This is a genomic window from Allokutzneria sp. NRRL B-24872, from assembly GCF_002155965.1.
Classification (GTDB): domain Bacteria; phylum Actinomycetota; class Actinomycetes; order Mycobacteriales; family Pseudonocardiaceae; genus Allokutzneria.
Window position 1 is genome coordinate 1 of record NZ_MUMH01000018.1, and the last position, 15,267, is coordinate 15,267.

Below are 15,267 nucleotides of genomic sequence, written 5' to 3' on the forward strand. Positions count from 1 at the left end.
CAGGCGATGTAGGGCACGACCCTGTCGGCCGTCGTCGCGGTGCTCGGGGGATTCGGGTTGGCGGCCGTGCTGGTCGTGCCCTACATCGCCTGGAGCTACCACCGGCGGGGCGAACTGGGCCTCGGGCACGCGGTGCTCGGACTGGGCTTCCTGATCTACTCCTTCGCCCTCGTGACCTACACGCTGCTGCCGCTGCCCGAGATCGACACGACGTTCTGCGTGCGGCACGCGGCCGTCACCAGACCCGTGCTCGCACCGCTGCGCTTCCTCTCCGACATGGGCAAGTACGACACCGCGGGCGTCCGCGCGCTGCTGCGCAACCCCGCGCTGCGCCAGGTGCTGTTCAACGTGGCGCTGTTCGTCCCGCTCGGCATGTTCCTGCGGCACCTGTTCCGCTGCGGCCTGCCGCTGACGCTGCTCACCGGCGCGCTGATCTCGCTCACCGTGGAGAGCACCCAGCTGACCGGCGTGTGGTTCCTCTTCCAGTGCCCGTACCGCCTCTTCGACACCGGCGACCTGCTCTCCAACGCCCTCGGCGCGGCCATCGGCTTCCTACTGGCTCCCGTGCTCAACTTCGTTCCAGGACAACGGGTTCGCGTGCCCGTCGGGGTGCCCCGGCCCGTGACGCGGCGGCGGCGCCTGCTCGGCATCGCGCTCGACCTGCTCGCCGTCTGGGTCGCGGGCAACGGCCTGCTGTTCGGCGCGAAGCTCGCGAACTGGGCGCTGCACGGCGAAGTTCCGCGCGAGGGCGTGTGGAACCCTTTGCTCACCTCGGTTCTGGCCTACTGGCTGCCCGCCGCGCTGCTGTTGCTCGCGGTGCCGCTGCTGGGCAACGGCGGCACGATCGGCCAGCGCATCGTGCTGCTGCGCCCCGCCGACCGCCTCGGCCAGGTCCCCCGCTGGCCGCGCGCCGTGCTGCGGTTCCTGACCGGCTCCGGTGGGTACTACGTGCTCGTCGGGGCGGTTCCCGACGCGGCGGTGCTGTTGGTGTGCGCCAGTTTCGGCTTCCTCGTGCACACCACGGGCGGTCGCGGGCTGAGCGGCGTGCTCGCCGGGTTGACGGTGATCGACTCCCGGGTGGACCGCTACGGCACTAGGGTTGCCCCCAACCGCAAGTACCGCTTCGAACACCTTCCCGCGGAGGAACACCGATGAGCCTCGACCGTCCCGTCGCCCCCGATCCGTACGCGCTGCTGCCCGAGGTCGCGTCGTTCACGGTCACCTCGGAGGACATCGCGGACGGTCAGCCGCTGTCCTCGAAGCACGTCTTCAACGGCATGGGCGCGACCGGCGAGAACCTCTCCCCCGCTCTGTCCTGGTCAGGCTTTCCCGCCGAGACCAAGAGCTTCGTCATCACCTGCTTCGACCCCGACGCCCCCACGCCGTCCGGCTTCTGGCACTGGGTGGTCGTCGACGTCCCCGCCTCGGTGACCTCGCTCCCCACCGGCGCGGGCTCCGGCTCCCTGCCCTCCGGCGCTTTCCAGACGCCGACCGACTTCGGCACCCCCGGCTACGGCGGCGCCGCTCCGCCGCAGGGCGACCGCGCGCACCGCTACTACTTCGTCGTGCACGCCGTCGACGTCGAATCCCTCGGCGTGGACAAGGACGCCACCGCCGCGGTGGTCAGCTCGCAGGCGAACGCGGAGCTGCTGGCCAAGGTCCGCGCGGCCGACCTGTGCCTGGCGCTGGACACGGAGTCGATGAAGAAGTTCGGCGCCAAGCAGGCCCTCGCCATGGGCCCCGGCCTGAGCGGCTGCAAGGTCCTCTCCGGCAACGGGGGTGACAACGACCCCATCCACCGCTTCGAGGTCTCGGTGAACGTCTACACCGACTACGACCGCAAGGACGACGTGGAGTCGGAGGTCAACGGCCACAAGCTCTACCAGGCGAAGAAGCGGATCACCGAGTTCTCCTGCACAGCCAAGCTGCCCATCGGCGACAGCGGCTTCGCCTTCAGCATCAGCGGCTACAAGTCCAAGGGCGAGTGGCCCGACGCGTGCGAGGAGGCGAAGACCTACGCCGGGATCGTCGCGGCCAAGCTGCTCGCCCTGCCCGCCCGCACCACGCCGCCGACCGGCAAGTCGTTGGTGGGCAAGGACCCGTGCGCCTCGCAGGCGCAGATCGTCGCCACCATGCCCGGCTGGACGGTGGACTCCGTCGCCCGCTACACGCCCATCGGCTGCCAGGTGGGGCTGACCAAGGCCGGCGAGCAGTACAAGTACCGCTTCTCCGTGATCTACCAGTACATCGTCGAGCAGGCGATCGGTGAGAACACCACCGCGACGACCGTCGCCGGGCTCAGCGGCACCCGCTACAACCGGCCCGCATCGGACCTTCCGGAGACCTGTTCGGTGAGCCTGGTGTACCGGCCTTCCGAGCCCAAGGGCACCAACACCGCGCACCTGGTCACCGTCGAACTCGACGCCTCGCAGCTGAACCCGAGGTTCGGCCAGAAGCCGCCGCCGCAGACGCTGAAGCCCTGCGAGATCGTCGACAAGGCGGCCACCGCCGTCGTGCAGGGCCTGGGCTGACGGCAGCGCGGCGGGGGCGCGACGCCCCCGCCGCCACCGCTCAGAACTTGATCTCTCCGCAGGCCCGGCCGATCGACCGCGTGCCGCCGCCGTTCTGGTGCTCCCAACCCTGCACGCACACCACGGAGCGGTTGGGCAGGTCGTGGCCGACCCGCAGCGTGTAGCCGTCCGGATGGGCCCACGTCGTCGTGTAGGTGTTCATGTCGATGCCGCCGCCCCAGATGTGGAAGTGGCCGTAGATCTTGCTCCGCCAGGTCAGCGAGGCCCTGATCGAGTGCACCGACAAGCCGCTGCCGTTGATCGTGATGCACGTGATGTCGTTGCAGCCCGACATTCCCGCCTGGGCCGGAACGACGAGCGTCGACATGGCGGCCGTGACGGCGACCGCGCTGACCGCGGCGCGGCGGAGCACATTCTTGAAGAGCACCGGAATCCCTCTCTCACTGTCGTGCGACGACGGTGGGGACCGGGATTCGGCGAGAGCGTAAGTCGCGGCAGCGGGCCGCGCAGAACGAGCGACCCGCTGCCGCCCCGGTTCAGACCTTGATCGTCACGCAGGGGAGGCCGATCGACTTCAAGCCGCCCTTCTCCAGGTGCTCCCAACCCTCCGCGCAGTACTTGGTGCCGTTTGCCACGTTCTTGCTGAGGTCCAGCGTGTAATGGACATGGCGGTTCCAGCTGTAGATCTTTCTGGGGGTGTTCATGTCGATGCCGCCGCCCCAGATGTGGAAGTGGGCGTCGCGGTCGAAGCTGAACATTTCAAGGCTGACCCTGATGTAGTCGACGTACAGACCTTCACCCATGACCACGATGCATGTGATGTCGTTGCAGCCCGACTCCTTTGCCTGAGCCGGGACGACCAGCGTGGACATGGCCGCCGCGACGACGGCCGCACTGACCACGACGCGGCGGACCGCGTTCTTGAAGAACACCGAAATTTCCTCTCGTACCGGTGCGATGAGGGTGGGGACCCGGTGTGGGCGTGACCGTAGGGCGGCGGGCTAAACGATCACTCAACGCTGTGGCTGGGGATCGGCGCGCCACCAGGACAGCAGGTCAGCGGCGAATTCCGGGGCCGCGACGAGCACGCCGCCCTCCGGCAGCGCCCGTGGGTGTCCGTCGCGGTCCAGCACCACCGCTCCGGCCTCCGCCGCCAGCGCGAGCGCCCCGGCCACGTCCCACTCCTCGTAGGCGTGCAGCACCGCGCCGACCGCGTGGCCCAGCGCGACCTGCGCGATCGCCAACGCCGTCGAGCCGAGCACGCGCACGGCGACCCTGGCCCGCCCGGCGCGCTCGGTGAACTCGGCCATGCCCGGCCAGATCCCGCCCCTGCTCAGCTCGGTGCAGACCACGCCGCCCGCGAGGTCCGCGCGCGGGGCCAGGCGCACGGGTGTGCCGTTGGCTCGGGTGCCCCTTCCACGCGCTGCCGCGTAGATCTGCGCTCGATAGGGATCGGCGACCACGCCGACCACGGGGCCGAACCGGTCGATGAGCGCCAGGCTGAACGAGCACCACGGGATGCCCGCGACGTAGTTGATCGTTCCGTCCACCGGGTCCACCACCCAGCGGTACTCGGTGGAGGCCGCGACCGGCAGTTTGCCCGCGCCCGCCTCCTCGCCGATCACCGGAACGCCGGGGAACTCCGTCGCGAGCACGCGCCGGGTGTGCCGCTCCAGGGTGCGACCGGTGTCGGTGACCCAGTCGAACGGCGACTCGTCGGTCTCGGGGCGGACGTCGCGCCCGGCCGTGGCGGTGATCACGTCCGCGGCGTCGTTGGCCAGCCGCCCCGCCACCTCCAGAGCGCGGGAGAGCAGTGCCGGTTCGAGCGAGGGCACCGGCTGGGAGGACAAGGCCGTCATGCCGTCCGAGCGTGACCGGAGTCGGTGTCCGCAGCGCGAAACCGAGGTGACGTGGTGAGGATCACCAGGCCAAAAGTGCGGGTCAGACGTCTGTGCATACGTGGGTGTCCAGGCGTTGCCCGAGCGCGCCGGGGGTACCTCGAACCAGGACTTCGCCCGCCGTTCGCCGACCCTTCGTGCAAGCGGTGCGGGCCGGGCTGGAAGGGTGGGCACTGTGAGACCCGTGCGCGTAGCGATCGTGACCGAGAGCTTCCTCCCGCACGTCAACGGAGTCACCAACTCCGTGCTGCGGGTGCTGGAGCACCTTCGCCGCAACGGTCACGAGGCGATGGTGATCGCCGCGGGCAACGGCCCCGACGAGTACGCGGGCTTCCCGGTCGTGCGCCTGCCCGAGGTGCAGCTGCCAGTGCTCAAGGCCCAGCCCATCGGCGTGCCCAGCCGCAAGGTCGTCCGGGCGCTGCGCGAGTTCAACCCCGACGTGGTGCACCTGGCGTCGCCGTTCATCGTCGGCATGCGCGGCATGGTCGCCGCCCGCAAGCTCGGCCTGCCCACGATCGCGATCTACCAGACCGACGTCGCCGGCTTCGCCGGGACCTACGGCCTCGGCCTCGCCGAGCGCGCCGCGTGGCGCTGGACCCGCTGGCTGCACGGCATGGCCGACCGCACGCTCGCCCCGTCCAGCTGGGCCGTTGACGCGCTCGGCGAGCACGGCATCCCGCGCGTGCACCACTGGGCTCGCGGCGTCGACGTGAACCGCTTCCACCCGTCCCGCCGCGACGACGCCCTGCGCGCCCGGCTCGCCCCCAACGGCGAACTGCTCGTCGGCTACGTCGGCAGGCTCGCGCTGGAGAAGTGCGTCGACCGCCTCCAGGCCGCGCACGACATGCCCGGCGTGCAGCTGGTCGTCGTCGGCGACGGTCCCGAGCTCGACGCCATGCGCAAGTCCATGCCCCGCGCGGCCTTCCTCGGCATGCGCGAGGGCGAGGAGCTGGCCACCGCCTACGCCAGCCTCGACCTCTTCGTGCACACCGGCCCGTTCGAGACCTTCTGCCAGACCGTCCAGGAAGCGCTCGCCTCCGGCGTCCCCGTGCTCGCCCCCGACGCCGGTGGCCCCCGCGACCTCGTCCAGCCCGGGCGCACCGGCTACCTGCTGCCCGCCTGGGACGCCGCCGAGTTCGAGCAGGGCCTGCGCGAGGGCGTCACCGCGCTCGCCGACCCCGGCACCCGCGCCCGCTTCGCCGAGGCCGCGCGCCGCTCCGTCCTCGCCCGCACCTGGCCGGTTATCTGCGACCAGCTCCTCGACCACTACGTCGAGATCGCCAACATCCCCCAGTCCACCACCACCGCCGCCTGAACGACCCGTTCACCACGCTCAACGCACTGAACGACCCGTTTACCACGTTCACCGTGCTGAATGACTCGTTCACCACGTTCACCGTGCTGAATGACTCGTTCAGCACGTTCAACCACGCGAATGACTCGTTCAGCACGTTCAACGGACCAAACGCGGCATTGGCGACGCACCCACGTCGCGGCCAGGCCACCCACATCCCAGCCGCCCGCCAGCGTGCCTCCGCGCGTTGTGCCAACGACTTGTGAAACGGGAGCGCTCTCCCGCACAAGTTGTTGCCAAAACGCGAAAACGGCTAGTTGCTGTTCTCCACGGCTATGCGGGCGCGCACCTCGTTGAGGGCTTCCTGGTAGTCGGGGGAGGGGAGCATGGCCACGGCGATCCTGAGCTCGCGCACCGCGTCGTGCAGCCGGCCCTGGCGGTGCAGGGTCTTGCCGAGGCCGAAGCGCGCGTAGTGGTCGGTCGGGTCGAGCTCGACGACCTTGCGGAAGGCGGCCTCGGCCCGGTTGAGCTGCGCGGAGGCGAAGTAGGCGCGGGCGGCGAGGAGTTGGACGCTCGGGGTGTTGGGCTCGTCCTCCAGGACCGGCTCCAACGCGCGGATGGCGTCGAGGGGCTGCCGTCGCGCGAGTAGCGCCTCGGCCCTGCGGAACGCCTCGAATGTGCCGTCGCTCATGGTCCACCCCACGCTACGCCGGGGACGGCCAGTGATCGACCGCCGGATGGTGGGCAGCCGGCGCGCGCACCGGCACCCTCAGTGATCATCCCGGATGGACGGTCGCGACGCGATCTCTTCGCGGTACCGGACGGATGTCCGCTGTCCCCAGCGCGCACGCGGCCGCGCCGACGACCAAGCCGAAGACCGCGCCGAGCGACGGCACCTCGCCGAGCACCGGCCACGCGGCGATCGCGGTCATGGCGGGCACGACGCTGAACAGGGAGCTGGCTCGCCGGGCACCGCCGCGCCGGACCGCTTCGAAGTACACCGCCGTCCCGAACAGCGCGTTGATCAACACCAGCCAGAGGGCGATCAGCCCGGCGCCGGTCCAGTCCTGCACGGTCCCGCCCTCGAACAGCGCGAGCACGCCGACGATCGGAGCGGACACGGCCATCTGCACGGTGCTCGCGGCCCGCACGTCGACGCCGACGCAGAACCGCTGCTGGTAGATCCCGCCAACGGCGAAGCCGAAGAGCCCGATCAGCGTCAGCAGGCTTCCCGCGTCCAGGCCCACCTCCACCACCCGCTCGCCGAGCACCGCGATCACCGACAGCACGCCGAGCGCGAGCCCGACCAGCTGCCGCCGCCCAACGCGCTCGCCGAGCAGGCCCGTCACGAGAACCGCCGTCAGCACGGGGTTCAACGCCATCACGAGCGCGGTGACCGCCGCGGGCACTCCGGCCTGCAAACCGCCGTAGACACCGGCGAACTGCACGGCCTGCGTGAGCACTCCGGCGACGCAGACGTGCAGCAGGAGCCGCCCACGCGGCCAACGCGCGCGAGTCACGAGCGCGATCGCGCCCATCAGCACCGCGCCCAGCGTCAGGCGGACCGCGGTCAGCAGGTACGGCGGGACCACGCCGACGGCCAAGGCGCCCAACACGTAACCGGACGTCCAGACGAACACGACTCCGATCGCGACCGGAACGGGAATCCTCATGCGGCAAGCCTGAATCGGAGCCGCAACAGAACGGCCAATCGATTAGTAAACGCGATCGATCAGCGGGCGTGATGGATCGGGCGGTTAGCATCCGGGCATGGCCGTGCTCGACATCGTCCAGCTGCGCAGCCTCGTGGCGATCGCCGACCACGGAGGCTTCCACCGCGCGGCGACCGCGCTGCACCTCACGCAGTCCGCGGTCAGCCAGCACATCGCCCGGCTCGCCAAGATCGTCGGCGGGGACCTGCTCGAACGCGACGGCAGGCAGAGCCGCTTCACCGAGCGCGGGGACCAGCTCCTCGCCGAGGCCAGGGCGATCCTCTCCGCGCATGACCAAGCACTGCGCAGGCTCGGCCTCGACCACGACGCCGCACTGGTCATCGGCTCCAGCGAGCACGCCGCCGACCAACTCCTGCCCGAACTCGCCGTCGCGTTGCGCGATGCGTTCCCCCAACGCGAGATCCGTTTCCGGCTGGACCGCACGGCGCGCCTGGCCGAGGCGGTCGAGCGCGGCGACGTCGACCTCGCGCTGCTGCTCGGCGGACCGACGGGCGGGCGCAGCCGCGCGGCGGGCACGATGCGGCTCACCTGGTTCGCGGCGCCGAAGTTCGTGCCGACCGATCCGCTGCCGCTGGTGGTCTACGCCGAGCCCTGCGTGGTGCGCCGGACCGCGCTCGCCGTGCTCAACGACGAGCACGTCCCGTACCGGCTCGCGGTCGAGGCGCAGGACCTCTCCGGGGTGCTCGCGGCGGCCAGGGGTGGGCTCGGCGTCACACTGCTCCCCGTCACCGCGCGTCGTCCCGAGGGGCTGGCCGAGTACGAGGGATTGCCGGTGTTGCGGCCCGCTCCGCTGCGGGTCAGGGCGCGCAGGGGCGCTCCGGCGGGGCTCGCCGCGGTCGCCGCGGAGGTGGTCCGCGACGTGCTGGGGCGTGTTTCATAGGTCTCGTTCGATGAGAGCCTGCCCTGGCCGCAGGCCGAAGTCGGGACACAGTGAGGTCGTTCCTGACAAGACGCCGGGGAGTCCGCGTACCGGTGTTGTACGGGGGCTTTCCGGCGGCGCAGCCAGGGGCGGGCTCGCCCGGCTATCGCGAACACGGACTTGTGAAACGCGCCCGACCCGGCACGACTAGGCTCGGCGCCTGTTGGGTCCCACACGCTGGTAAAGAGGGAGCGCACGTGGCGGTCATCGAGCAGGTAGGCGCCCGCGAGATCCTGGATTCGCGCGGAAACCCCACCGTCGAGGTTGAAGTGCTGCTGGACGACGGAACCCTGGGGCGCGCCGCCGTCCCGTCCGGGGCGTCGACCGGTGAGCACGAGGCGGTCGAGCTCCGCGACGGCGACAAGGGCCGCTACCTCGGCAAGGGCGTCGAGAAGGCCGTCACCGCGGTCCTCGACGAAATCGGCCCCGCGCTCACCGGCATCGAGGCCATCGAGCAGCGCGTCGTCGACCAGAAGCTGGTCGACCTCGACGGCACCCCGGACAAGTCCCGCCTCGGCGCGAACGCCATCCTCGGCGCCTCGCTCGCGGTGGCCAAGGCGGCGGCGGAGAGCAGCGGTCTCGAGCTGTTCCGCTACGTCGGCGGCCCCAACGCGCACGTGCTCCCGGTGCCGATGATGAACATCATCAACGGTGGCGCGCACGCGGACAGCGGCGTCGACATCCAGGAGTTCATGATCGCCCCGATCGGCGCGGAGTCCTTCCGCGAGGCCGTTCGCTGGGGCGCGGAGGTCTACCACGCGCTGAAGTCGGTGCTCAAGGCCAAGGGCCTCAACACCGGGCTCGGCGACGAGGGCGGCTTCGCCCCCGACCTGCCCAGCAACCGCGACGCGCTGGACCTCATCGCCTCCGCCGTGGAGAAGGCGGGCTACCGCCTCGGCCGCGACATCGTGCTCGCGCTCGACGTGGCCGCGACCGAGTTCTACCGCGACGGCGCCTACCACTTCGAGGGCACCAAGCGCAGCGCCGAGCAGATGACCGGCTACTACGAGGAGCTGGTCAAGGCCTACCCGCTGGTCTCCATCGAGGACCCGCTGAGCGAGGACGACTGGGACGGCTGGGTGCGGATGACCAGCGAGCTGGGCGAGCGCGTCCAGATCGTCGGCGACGACCTGTTCGTCACCAACTCCGAGCGCCTTGAGGAGGGCATCTCCCGCCGCGCCGCCAACGCGCTGCTGGTGAAGGTCAACCAGATCGGCACGCTCTCGGAGACCCTGGACGCGGTCACCCTGGCGCAGACCTGCGGCTACCGCTGCATGATGAGCCACCGCTCCGGCGAGACCGAGGACACCACCATCGCCGACCTGGCCGTGGCGACCAGCGCCGGCCAGATCAAGACCGGTGCCCCGGCCCGCTCCGAGCGCGTCGCCAAGTACAACCAGCTGCTGCGCATCGAGGAAGCCCTCGGTGACGCGGCGCGCTACGCGGGCGATCTCGCCTTCCCGCGCTACTCCCCGGCCAACGGGGGCTGATGAGCCGTGGCTGGGCGCGATCAGGATCGGGAGCGCCGCCGTCGCCGGACCGAGGCCGCGGCGGCGCGCCGACCGGAGCGCGCCCAGCGCAGGCTGAGCGGCTGGACCGGTATCCGGGGTGACCGAGGGGACCGGGGAGAGCGCGGCGAGCGGGGCGGCGGTGAGCGCGCGGGCCGACCGCACGCGCGCGAGCAGCAGCCGGGCTCGCCCCACCGCGGCGGGGCCCCGCGCCGGACCCCGCAGCCGCCGCGCAGGCAGAGCATGGCGCCGAAGGCGGCGGGGGCCTTCCAGCTCTCCTCCACCCGCAGGGCCGCGATGCTGGCGCTGGTGGTGTGCGCGCTGGTGCTGTCCGTGGCGGTGCCGCTGCGGACCTACATCAGCCAGCGCTCGGAGATCAAGCAGGAGACCCTGCTCCAGCAGCAGAACGCCGACGAGGTGCGGCGGCTGGAGGAGCGCAAGGCCCAGCTGCTGGACCCCGCCCAGGTCGAGGCCGAGGCGCGGCGGCGGCTGAAGTACGTGAACCCGGGGGAGACCCCGTACGTGGTGGAGCTGCCGACCCCGGCGCCGCCGCAGGAACAGGACACCACCAAGCAGGCCGCCCCGAACAAGTCGTGGTTCGAGCGCCTGTGGGACTCGATCGCCGGAGGATGACCGCAGTGACGTCCGGAGCCGGGCACGAGCCCGCCAGCCAGGCAGACCGGGACGCGATCACCGCGCAGCTCGGCAGGACCCCGCGCGGCGTGCGCGCCGTCGCCTACCGCTGCCCGTGCGGCGACCCGGCGGTCGTGCAGACCAACCCGCGCCTGGAGGACGGGACGCCGTTCCCGACCATGTACTACCTGACCTGCGCGCGGCTGTCCTCGCGCCTGGGCACGCAAGAGGCGTCCGGCGTGATGCAGGAGATGACCGACCGCCTCGCCGAGGACCCCGCGCTCGCCGAGCAGTACCTCAAGGCGCACGAGTCCTACCTGGCCGAGCGCGACTCCATCGAGTCCCTCGGCACCAAGGTCAGTGCTGGCGGCATGCCCGACCGCGTGAAGTGCTTGCACGTCCACGTGGCGCACGCCCTCGCGACCGGACCCGGCGTCAACCCCTTCGGCGACGAGTCCATCGAAGCCGCTGGCGAGTGGTGGAAGCCCGGCCCCTGTGCCCAGCGCCACTCCTCCTGATGGCAAACCCCACACGCCCCACTCACGCGAACGCCTAGTTCAGTGCGTTGAACGCGCTGAACGACCCGTTCAGTGCGCTCAACGCACCAAACGACCCGTTCAGGGCTTTAGCCCACCGTCGGCATGATCCGTTCCACCAGCGCGGTGGTGTCGAGGCCGCGCGGGAGCGTGCCGAAGGTGCGCGTGGTTTCTGAGCCGAAGCGGGTCGCCAGGAACGCGTCCGAGACGTCGTTGGGGGCTTCCCGCACCAGCAGGGAGCCTTGGAGGCACAGGGCAGCCAGCTCGGCCAAGCGCCGCGCGCGGGCGGGCGTCGGGTCGGCCAGCTCCTTGCGGAGGTCGGCCACGCCCGCGTCCAGTCGCGCGTCGGCTCCGGCGGCGAGGTCGACCTCGGCCAGCAAAGTGTCCACTGTGGACGAATCCTTTGCCATGGCGCGCAAGGCGTCCAGCGCGGTGACGTTGCCCGAGCCCTCCCAGATCGAGTTCAGCGGTGCGTCCCGGTAGAGCCGCGGCAACCCGGAGTCCTCCACATAACCGTTGCCGCCCAAGCATTCCAGGGCTTCCGCGACCGCGACGGGGCAGCGCTTGCAGACGTAGTACTTCGACACCGGCAACGCCAAGCGCAGCAGTGACCGCTCTCCGGCGTCCACCGCGCGGGCGAGGCGCATCGCCAGTCGCGTCGCGGCTTCGGACTCCAACGCCAGGTCGGCGACCACGGCGGACATCAGCGGAGTGTCCGCCAGCCGCGAGCTGAACGCGGAGCGGTGCGCGACGTGGTGCGCGGCCTCGGTCAGCGCGGCGCGCACCGTCGACGCCGAGCCGATCACGCAGTCCAGCCTCGTCATCGACACCATCTCGATGATCGTGGGGACCCCTCGGCCCTCCTCGCCGACGCGCCAGCCGATCGCGCCCGCGTACTCGATCTCCGACGACGCGTTGGACTTGTTGCCGAGCTTGTCCTTCAAGCGCTGCAAGCGAATCGCGTTGCGCGAGCCGTCCGGGAGCACGCGCGGCAGCACGAAGCACGTCAGTCCGCTCGGAGCCTGCGCGAGCGTCAGGAACAGGTCGTTCATCGGCGCGGAGGTGAACCACTTGTGCCCGACCAGCTCGTAGCTGCCGTCAGCGAGCGGCTTCGCCGTCGTGGTGTTCGCGCGGACGTCGCTGCCGCCCTGCTTCTCCGTCATGGACATGCCCGCGAGCAGACCCGCCTTGGTCTCCGGCGCGCGCAGGCCGAAGTCGTAGGTGCGCGAGCGCAGTCCGGGCTCGAAGCGCTCGGCCAGTTCGGGGGAGTGGCGCAGCGCGGGGATCGACGCGTAGGTCATCGAGATGGGGCAGCCGTGGCCGGACTCCGCCTGGCTCCACAGGTAGAACGCGGCTGCCCGAGCGAGGTGCGCGTTCGGGCCGACTTCAGTGCCCCACGGGGCAGCGTGCAATCCCAGTTCCACCGCATGGCCCATCAGCCAGTGCCACGAAGGATGGAACTCCACCTCGTCGACGCGGTTGCCCCAGCGGTCGTGCGTGCGCAGAACGGGCGGGTTCTCGTTGGCCAGCCTGCCGTGCTCGCGAGCCTGCTCCGAGCCCGCCAGCCGACCGGTCCCGTGCAGCCGTCCCAGCAGCTCCGCGTCGGTGATCGTGCTGGTCAGCGCGGGGTCGCAGGCCAGGGCGTCGAAGTCGGCGAGTGCGGGCGGCTGGTTGCTGACCCGGTGTGTGACGAAGTCCCCGTGCGGCATGTACTCGACAGTAACCACCCCGTCGGCCGAGCAGAAGGGCACGCCCGGTGACCGCCTCGCGCCACCCCGTAAAGGAGTTGTTAAGTGAATTGATACATCGGTGGGAAATCGCTGACGAGATAACGAACAGTCCTCAACAACCGACCTACTTGTAGGTACGGTGAGCCGGCGGGTACGTGACGACGGTAGGGCGACAACTCTGAGGAGAGGGTGCTTGGTGGAAACCCCCAACGCGCCACTCGGCAGGACCGCGCTTCGCAAGGCTCGCCGGCGACGCGTGCTGAAGACCAAGGCCAGGCGCATGGCCGCCGCCGCGACCGCCACCGCCGCGCTCATCGTCCCGCCGGCGCTCGCCGGAGTCGTCGGACTCGGCACGCTCCCGGCCACGCCGAGCGACGACGCGAACTCCGCGTACGCCTTCGGCGACCTGCTCGCCAAGCTCCGCGGCTACCCGGGCGACCTCGGCGCGGGCGGTCACCTCGCGCAGAACGACTCGATCAGCCCGACGCTGCTCGACGCGCTCCGCGATCCCGGCCAGCTCAGCGACGACCCCTTCGCCGAGTTACCCGATGGCGGCACCCTCGGCATCCCCGGCACCGTGCTCGACGCGTACATGCGAGCCGACCGCACGCTCCAGGCCACGATGCCCGGCTGCGGGCTGCACTGGTCGGTGCTCGCGGGCATCGGCCGCATCGAGTCCAGGCACGCGAACTCCGCGGTGGACCTGCGCGGCAACACGGTCGGCCGCATCCTCGGCCCCGTGCTCAACGGCGGTCCCGGCATGGCGGCGATCAGCGACACCGACGGCGGCAGGCTCGACGGGGACACCGTGTGGGACCGCGCGGTCGGCCCGATGCAGTTCATCCCGAGCACGTGGGCGCTCTACGCCGCGGACGGCGACAGCGACGGGGTTTCCAGTCCCCACAACGTTTACGACGCCGCGCTGGCCAGTGGCAAGTACCTCTGCTCCGGCGGGTTGAACCTGCTCGACCCGTCGCAGCTCGTGCAGGCGGTGTTCCGCTACAACCACTCCAACGTCTACGTGCAGAAGGTCCTGCTGTGGGCCGCCGCGTACGCGACCGGCGTGAACCCCTTGCCCACCACGCCGATTCCGCCGGACGTGCTGGCGCAGGGCGCTCCGCCGCCCGTCCCGCAGCCGCCGCCCCCGCTGCCGGACCCCAACCAGCCGCCGCCGGGCCCGGGCCCGAGCAACCAGCAGCCGACGACGACCACCACCACGACGACGACAACGACCACGAACCCGTGGACGACAACGTCGGCTCGGCCGATCACCACGTCTCCGAAGCCGACCACCACGACGCCGTCCTGCCCGAGCACGACGACGTCGACGAGCACGACGACCAGCACCACGACGCCGAAGCCGACCACCTCGACCTCGACGCCGAGCACCAACCCGTGCGTCTCCCCGGCCCCGCCGACCTCCAAGGCGCAGCCCGGGCCCGCGATGACCACGGCACCGCGCTGAGCCGCTGACGCTACGGTTGGGCTGGAAGTCCGCCCACCGTAGGAGGTTCGGCATGCCACGGGTCGCAGCGATCGACTGTGGGACCAACTCGATCCGGTTGCTCGTCGCCGATGTGACCGTGCGCGAGGACGGCAGCCGCTGGCTGCGCGACGTGCACCGGGAGATGCGGATCGTCCGGCTCGGCCAGGGCGTCGACGCGACCGGTCAGCTCGCGCCCGAGGCGATCGAGCGCACGCGCGCCGCGCTCGCCGACTACACCGCCGTGCTGCGCCGCAAGGGCGCCGAGCGCGTTCGGATGACCGCGACCTCGGCGACCAGGGACGCGGGCAACCGGGAGGACTTCTTCAGCATGGTCCGCGCCACGCTCGGCGCGGAGGCCGAGGTGATCAGCGGCGACGAGGAAGCCCGGCTGTCCTTCACCGGCGCGGTCGGCGACCTCGAACCCGAGGACGGCCCGTTCGTCGTGACCGACATCGGCGGCGGCTCCACCGAGGTCGTCGTCGGCACCTGGGACGGCGTGCGCGCCGAGATCACCGCCGCCCGCTCCGTCGACGTCGGCTGCGTCCGGATCACCGAGCGCTGCCTGCACGAGGACCCGCCCACCGCCGAGCAGCGCGCCGAGGCCGAGCGCGTCGTCCACGAGATCCTGGCCGACGCCTTCGAAGCCGTTGACGTGCGCGGAGCTCGCACCTGGGTCGGTGTCGCCGGCACCATCACCACCATCGCCGCCGTGGCGCAGGACCTGCCGGAGTACGACTCCGAGCGCGTGCACCTGCACCGCATGCCGCTGGACACCGTGCACGAGGTGTCCGACCGCCTGCTCACCATGCCCCACGACGAGCGCGCCGCACTCGGCCCCATGCACCCCGGCCGGGTCGACGTGATCAACGGCGGGGCGCTCGTGCTCCGCTCCCTCGCCGACGAGTTCGTCAAGCGCGCGGGCATCACCGAGCTGGTCGCCAGCGAGCACGACATCCTCGACGGCATCGCCCTTTCGCTGGCCTGAGACGGAGAAGCCGT

Annotated in this window: 15 protein-coding genes; 9 read left to right on the plus strand and 6 right to left on the minus strand. The window is 71.1% G+C overall.

Going from position 1 to position 15,267, the window contains the following annotated elements; all coding sequences use genetic code 11:
- Positions 1-66: 66 nt before the first annotated feature.
- Together CCN37_RS04825 and CCN37_RS41995 are read left to right on the plus strand one after the other, a co-directional pair.
- Positions 67-1,155 (plus strand): VanZ family protein, encoded by a 1,089-nt coding sequence (locus CCN37_RS04825; protein ID WP_246842830.1) that lies wholly within the window; start codon positions 67-69, stop codon positions 1,153-1,155.
- Entirely contained in the window at positions 1,152-2,531 is a 1,380-nt protein-coding gene (locus tag CCN37_RS41995; RefSeq protein WP_086819430.1) for a YbhB/YbcL family Raf kinase inhibitor-like protein, read from the plus strand. The genes CCN37_RS04825 and CCN37_RS41995 overlap by 4 nt, the downstream gene beginning before the upstream one ends.
- A 40-nt stretch (positions 2,532-2,571) precedes the next feature.
- Here the strand turns inward: CCN37_RS41995 and CCN37_RS04835 are convergent, their stop codons facing one another.
- The 3 genes from CCN37_RS04835 to CCN37_RS04845 all read right to left on the minus strand — a co-directional run bounded on the left by CCN37_RS04835 (position 2,572) and on the right by CCN37_RS04845 (position 4,390).
- Positions 2,572-2,958 carry a hypothetical protein gene (locus CCN37_RS04835; protein WP_086819431.1) on the minus strand — a complete coding sequence of 129 codons (387 nt, stop codon included), beginning with the start codon at positions 2,956-2,958 and terminating at the stop codon, positions 2,572-2,574.
- A 109-nt stretch (positions 2,959-3,067) separates the two neighbouring features.
- A complete protein-coding gene (locus tag CCN37_RS04840; RefSeq protein ID WP_086819432.1) occupies positions 3,068-3,463 on the minus strand; it encodes a hypothetical protein in 396 nt (131 codons plus the stop codon).
- An 81-nt stretch (positions 3,464-3,544) separates the two neighbouring features.
- Complete coding sequence (locus CCN37_RS04845; protein ID WP_086819433.1) at positions 3,545-4,390, minus strand: inositol monophosphatase; 846 nt, start codon at positions 4,388-4,390, stop codon at positions 3,545-3,547.
- 223 nt (positions 4,391-4,613) lie between these two features.
- On the opposite strand from CCN37_RS04845, the gene CCN37_RS04850 reads away from it, so the two are divergent.
- On the plus strand, positions 4,614-5,744 hold the full coding sequence (locus CCN37_RS04850) for a glycosyltransferase family 1 protein (protein ID WP_210407872.1): 1,131 nt from the start codon (positions 4,614-4,616) through the stop codon (positions 5,742-5,744).
- A 292-nt stretch (positions 5,745-6,036) separates the two neighbouring features.
- Here CCN37_RS04850 and CCN37_RS04855 read toward each other — a convergent pair whose 3' ends face one another.
- Together CCN37_RS04855 and CCN37_RS04860 are read right to left on the minus strand one after the other, a co-directional pair.
- Positions 6,037-6,414: a tetratricopeptide repeat protein gene (locus CCN37_RS04855; protein WP_086819435.1), complete on the minus strand. Its 378-nt coding sequence runs from the start codon at positions 6,412-6,414 to the stop codon at positions 6,037-6,039.
- Positions 6,415-6,499: 85 nt separating this feature from the next.
- Entirely contained in the window at positions 6,500-7,396 is an 897-nt protein-coding gene (locus CCN37_RS04860) for a DMT family transporter (protein WP_246842811.1), read from the minus strand.
- Between the two features lie 97 nt (positions 7,397-7,493).
- Between CCN37_RS04860 and CCN37_RS04865 the strand changes: the two genes are divergently transcribed.
- The 4 genes from CCN37_RS04865 (at position 7,494) to CCN37_RS04880 (ending at position 11,034) form a co-directional block, all read left to right on the plus strand.
- Positions 7,494-8,336, plus strand: a complete 843-nt coding sequence (locus CCN37_RS04865; protein WP_086819437.1) for a LysR family transcriptional regulator — start codon at positions 7,494-7,496, stop codon at positions 8,334-8,336.
- 236 nt (positions 8,337-8,572) lie between these two features.
- Positions 8,573-9,865, plus strand: coding sequence for a phosphopyruvate hydratase (eno, locus tag CCN37_RS04870; protein ID WP_086819438.1), 1,293 nt, complete (start codon positions 8,573-8,575; stop codon positions 9,863-9,865).
- A 6-nt stretch (positions 9,866-9,871) separates the two neighbouring features.
- Positions 9,872-10,516, plus strand: coding sequence for a septum formation initiator family protein (locus CCN37_RS41330; RefSeq protein WP_246842812.1), 645 nt, complete (start codon positions 9,872-9,874; stop codon positions 10,514-10,516).
- Complete coding sequence (locus CCN37_RS04880; protein ID WP_086819440.1) at positions 10,513-11,034, plus strand: DUF501 domain-containing protein; 522 nt, start codon at positions 10,513-10,515, stop codon at positions 11,032-11,034. The genes CCN37_RS41330 and CCN37_RS04880 overlap by 4 nt, the downstream gene beginning before the upstream one ends.
- Before the next feature lie 107 nt (positions 11,035-11,141).
- Here CCN37_RS04880 and CCN37_RS04885 read toward each other — a convergent pair whose 3' ends face one another.
- Positions 11,142-12,761 (minus strand): acyl-CoA dehydrogenase family protein, encoded by a 1,620-nt coding sequence (locus tag CCN37_RS04885; protein WP_086819441.1) that lies wholly within the window; start codon positions 12,759-12,761, stop codon positions 11,142-11,144.
- 217 nt (positions 12,762-12,978) lie between these two features.
- Here CCN37_RS04885 and CCN37_RS04890 point away from each other — a divergent pair, with 217 nt between their 5' ends.
- Positions 12,979-14,247 carry a lytic transglycosylase domain-containing protein gene (locus CCN37_RS04890; protein WP_086819442.1) on the plus strand — a complete coding sequence of 423 codons (1,269 nt, stop codon included), beginning with the start codon at positions 12,979-12,981 and terminating at the stop codon, positions 14,245-14,247.
- Positions 14,248-14,299: 52 nt separating this feature from the next.
- Positions 14,300-15,253, plus strand: coding sequence for a Ppx/GppA phosphatase family protein (locus CCN37_RS04895; protein ID WP_086819443.1), 954 nt, complete (start codon positions 14,300-14,302; stop codon positions 15,251-15,253).
- Positions 15,254-15,267 lie beyond the last annotated feature (14 nt).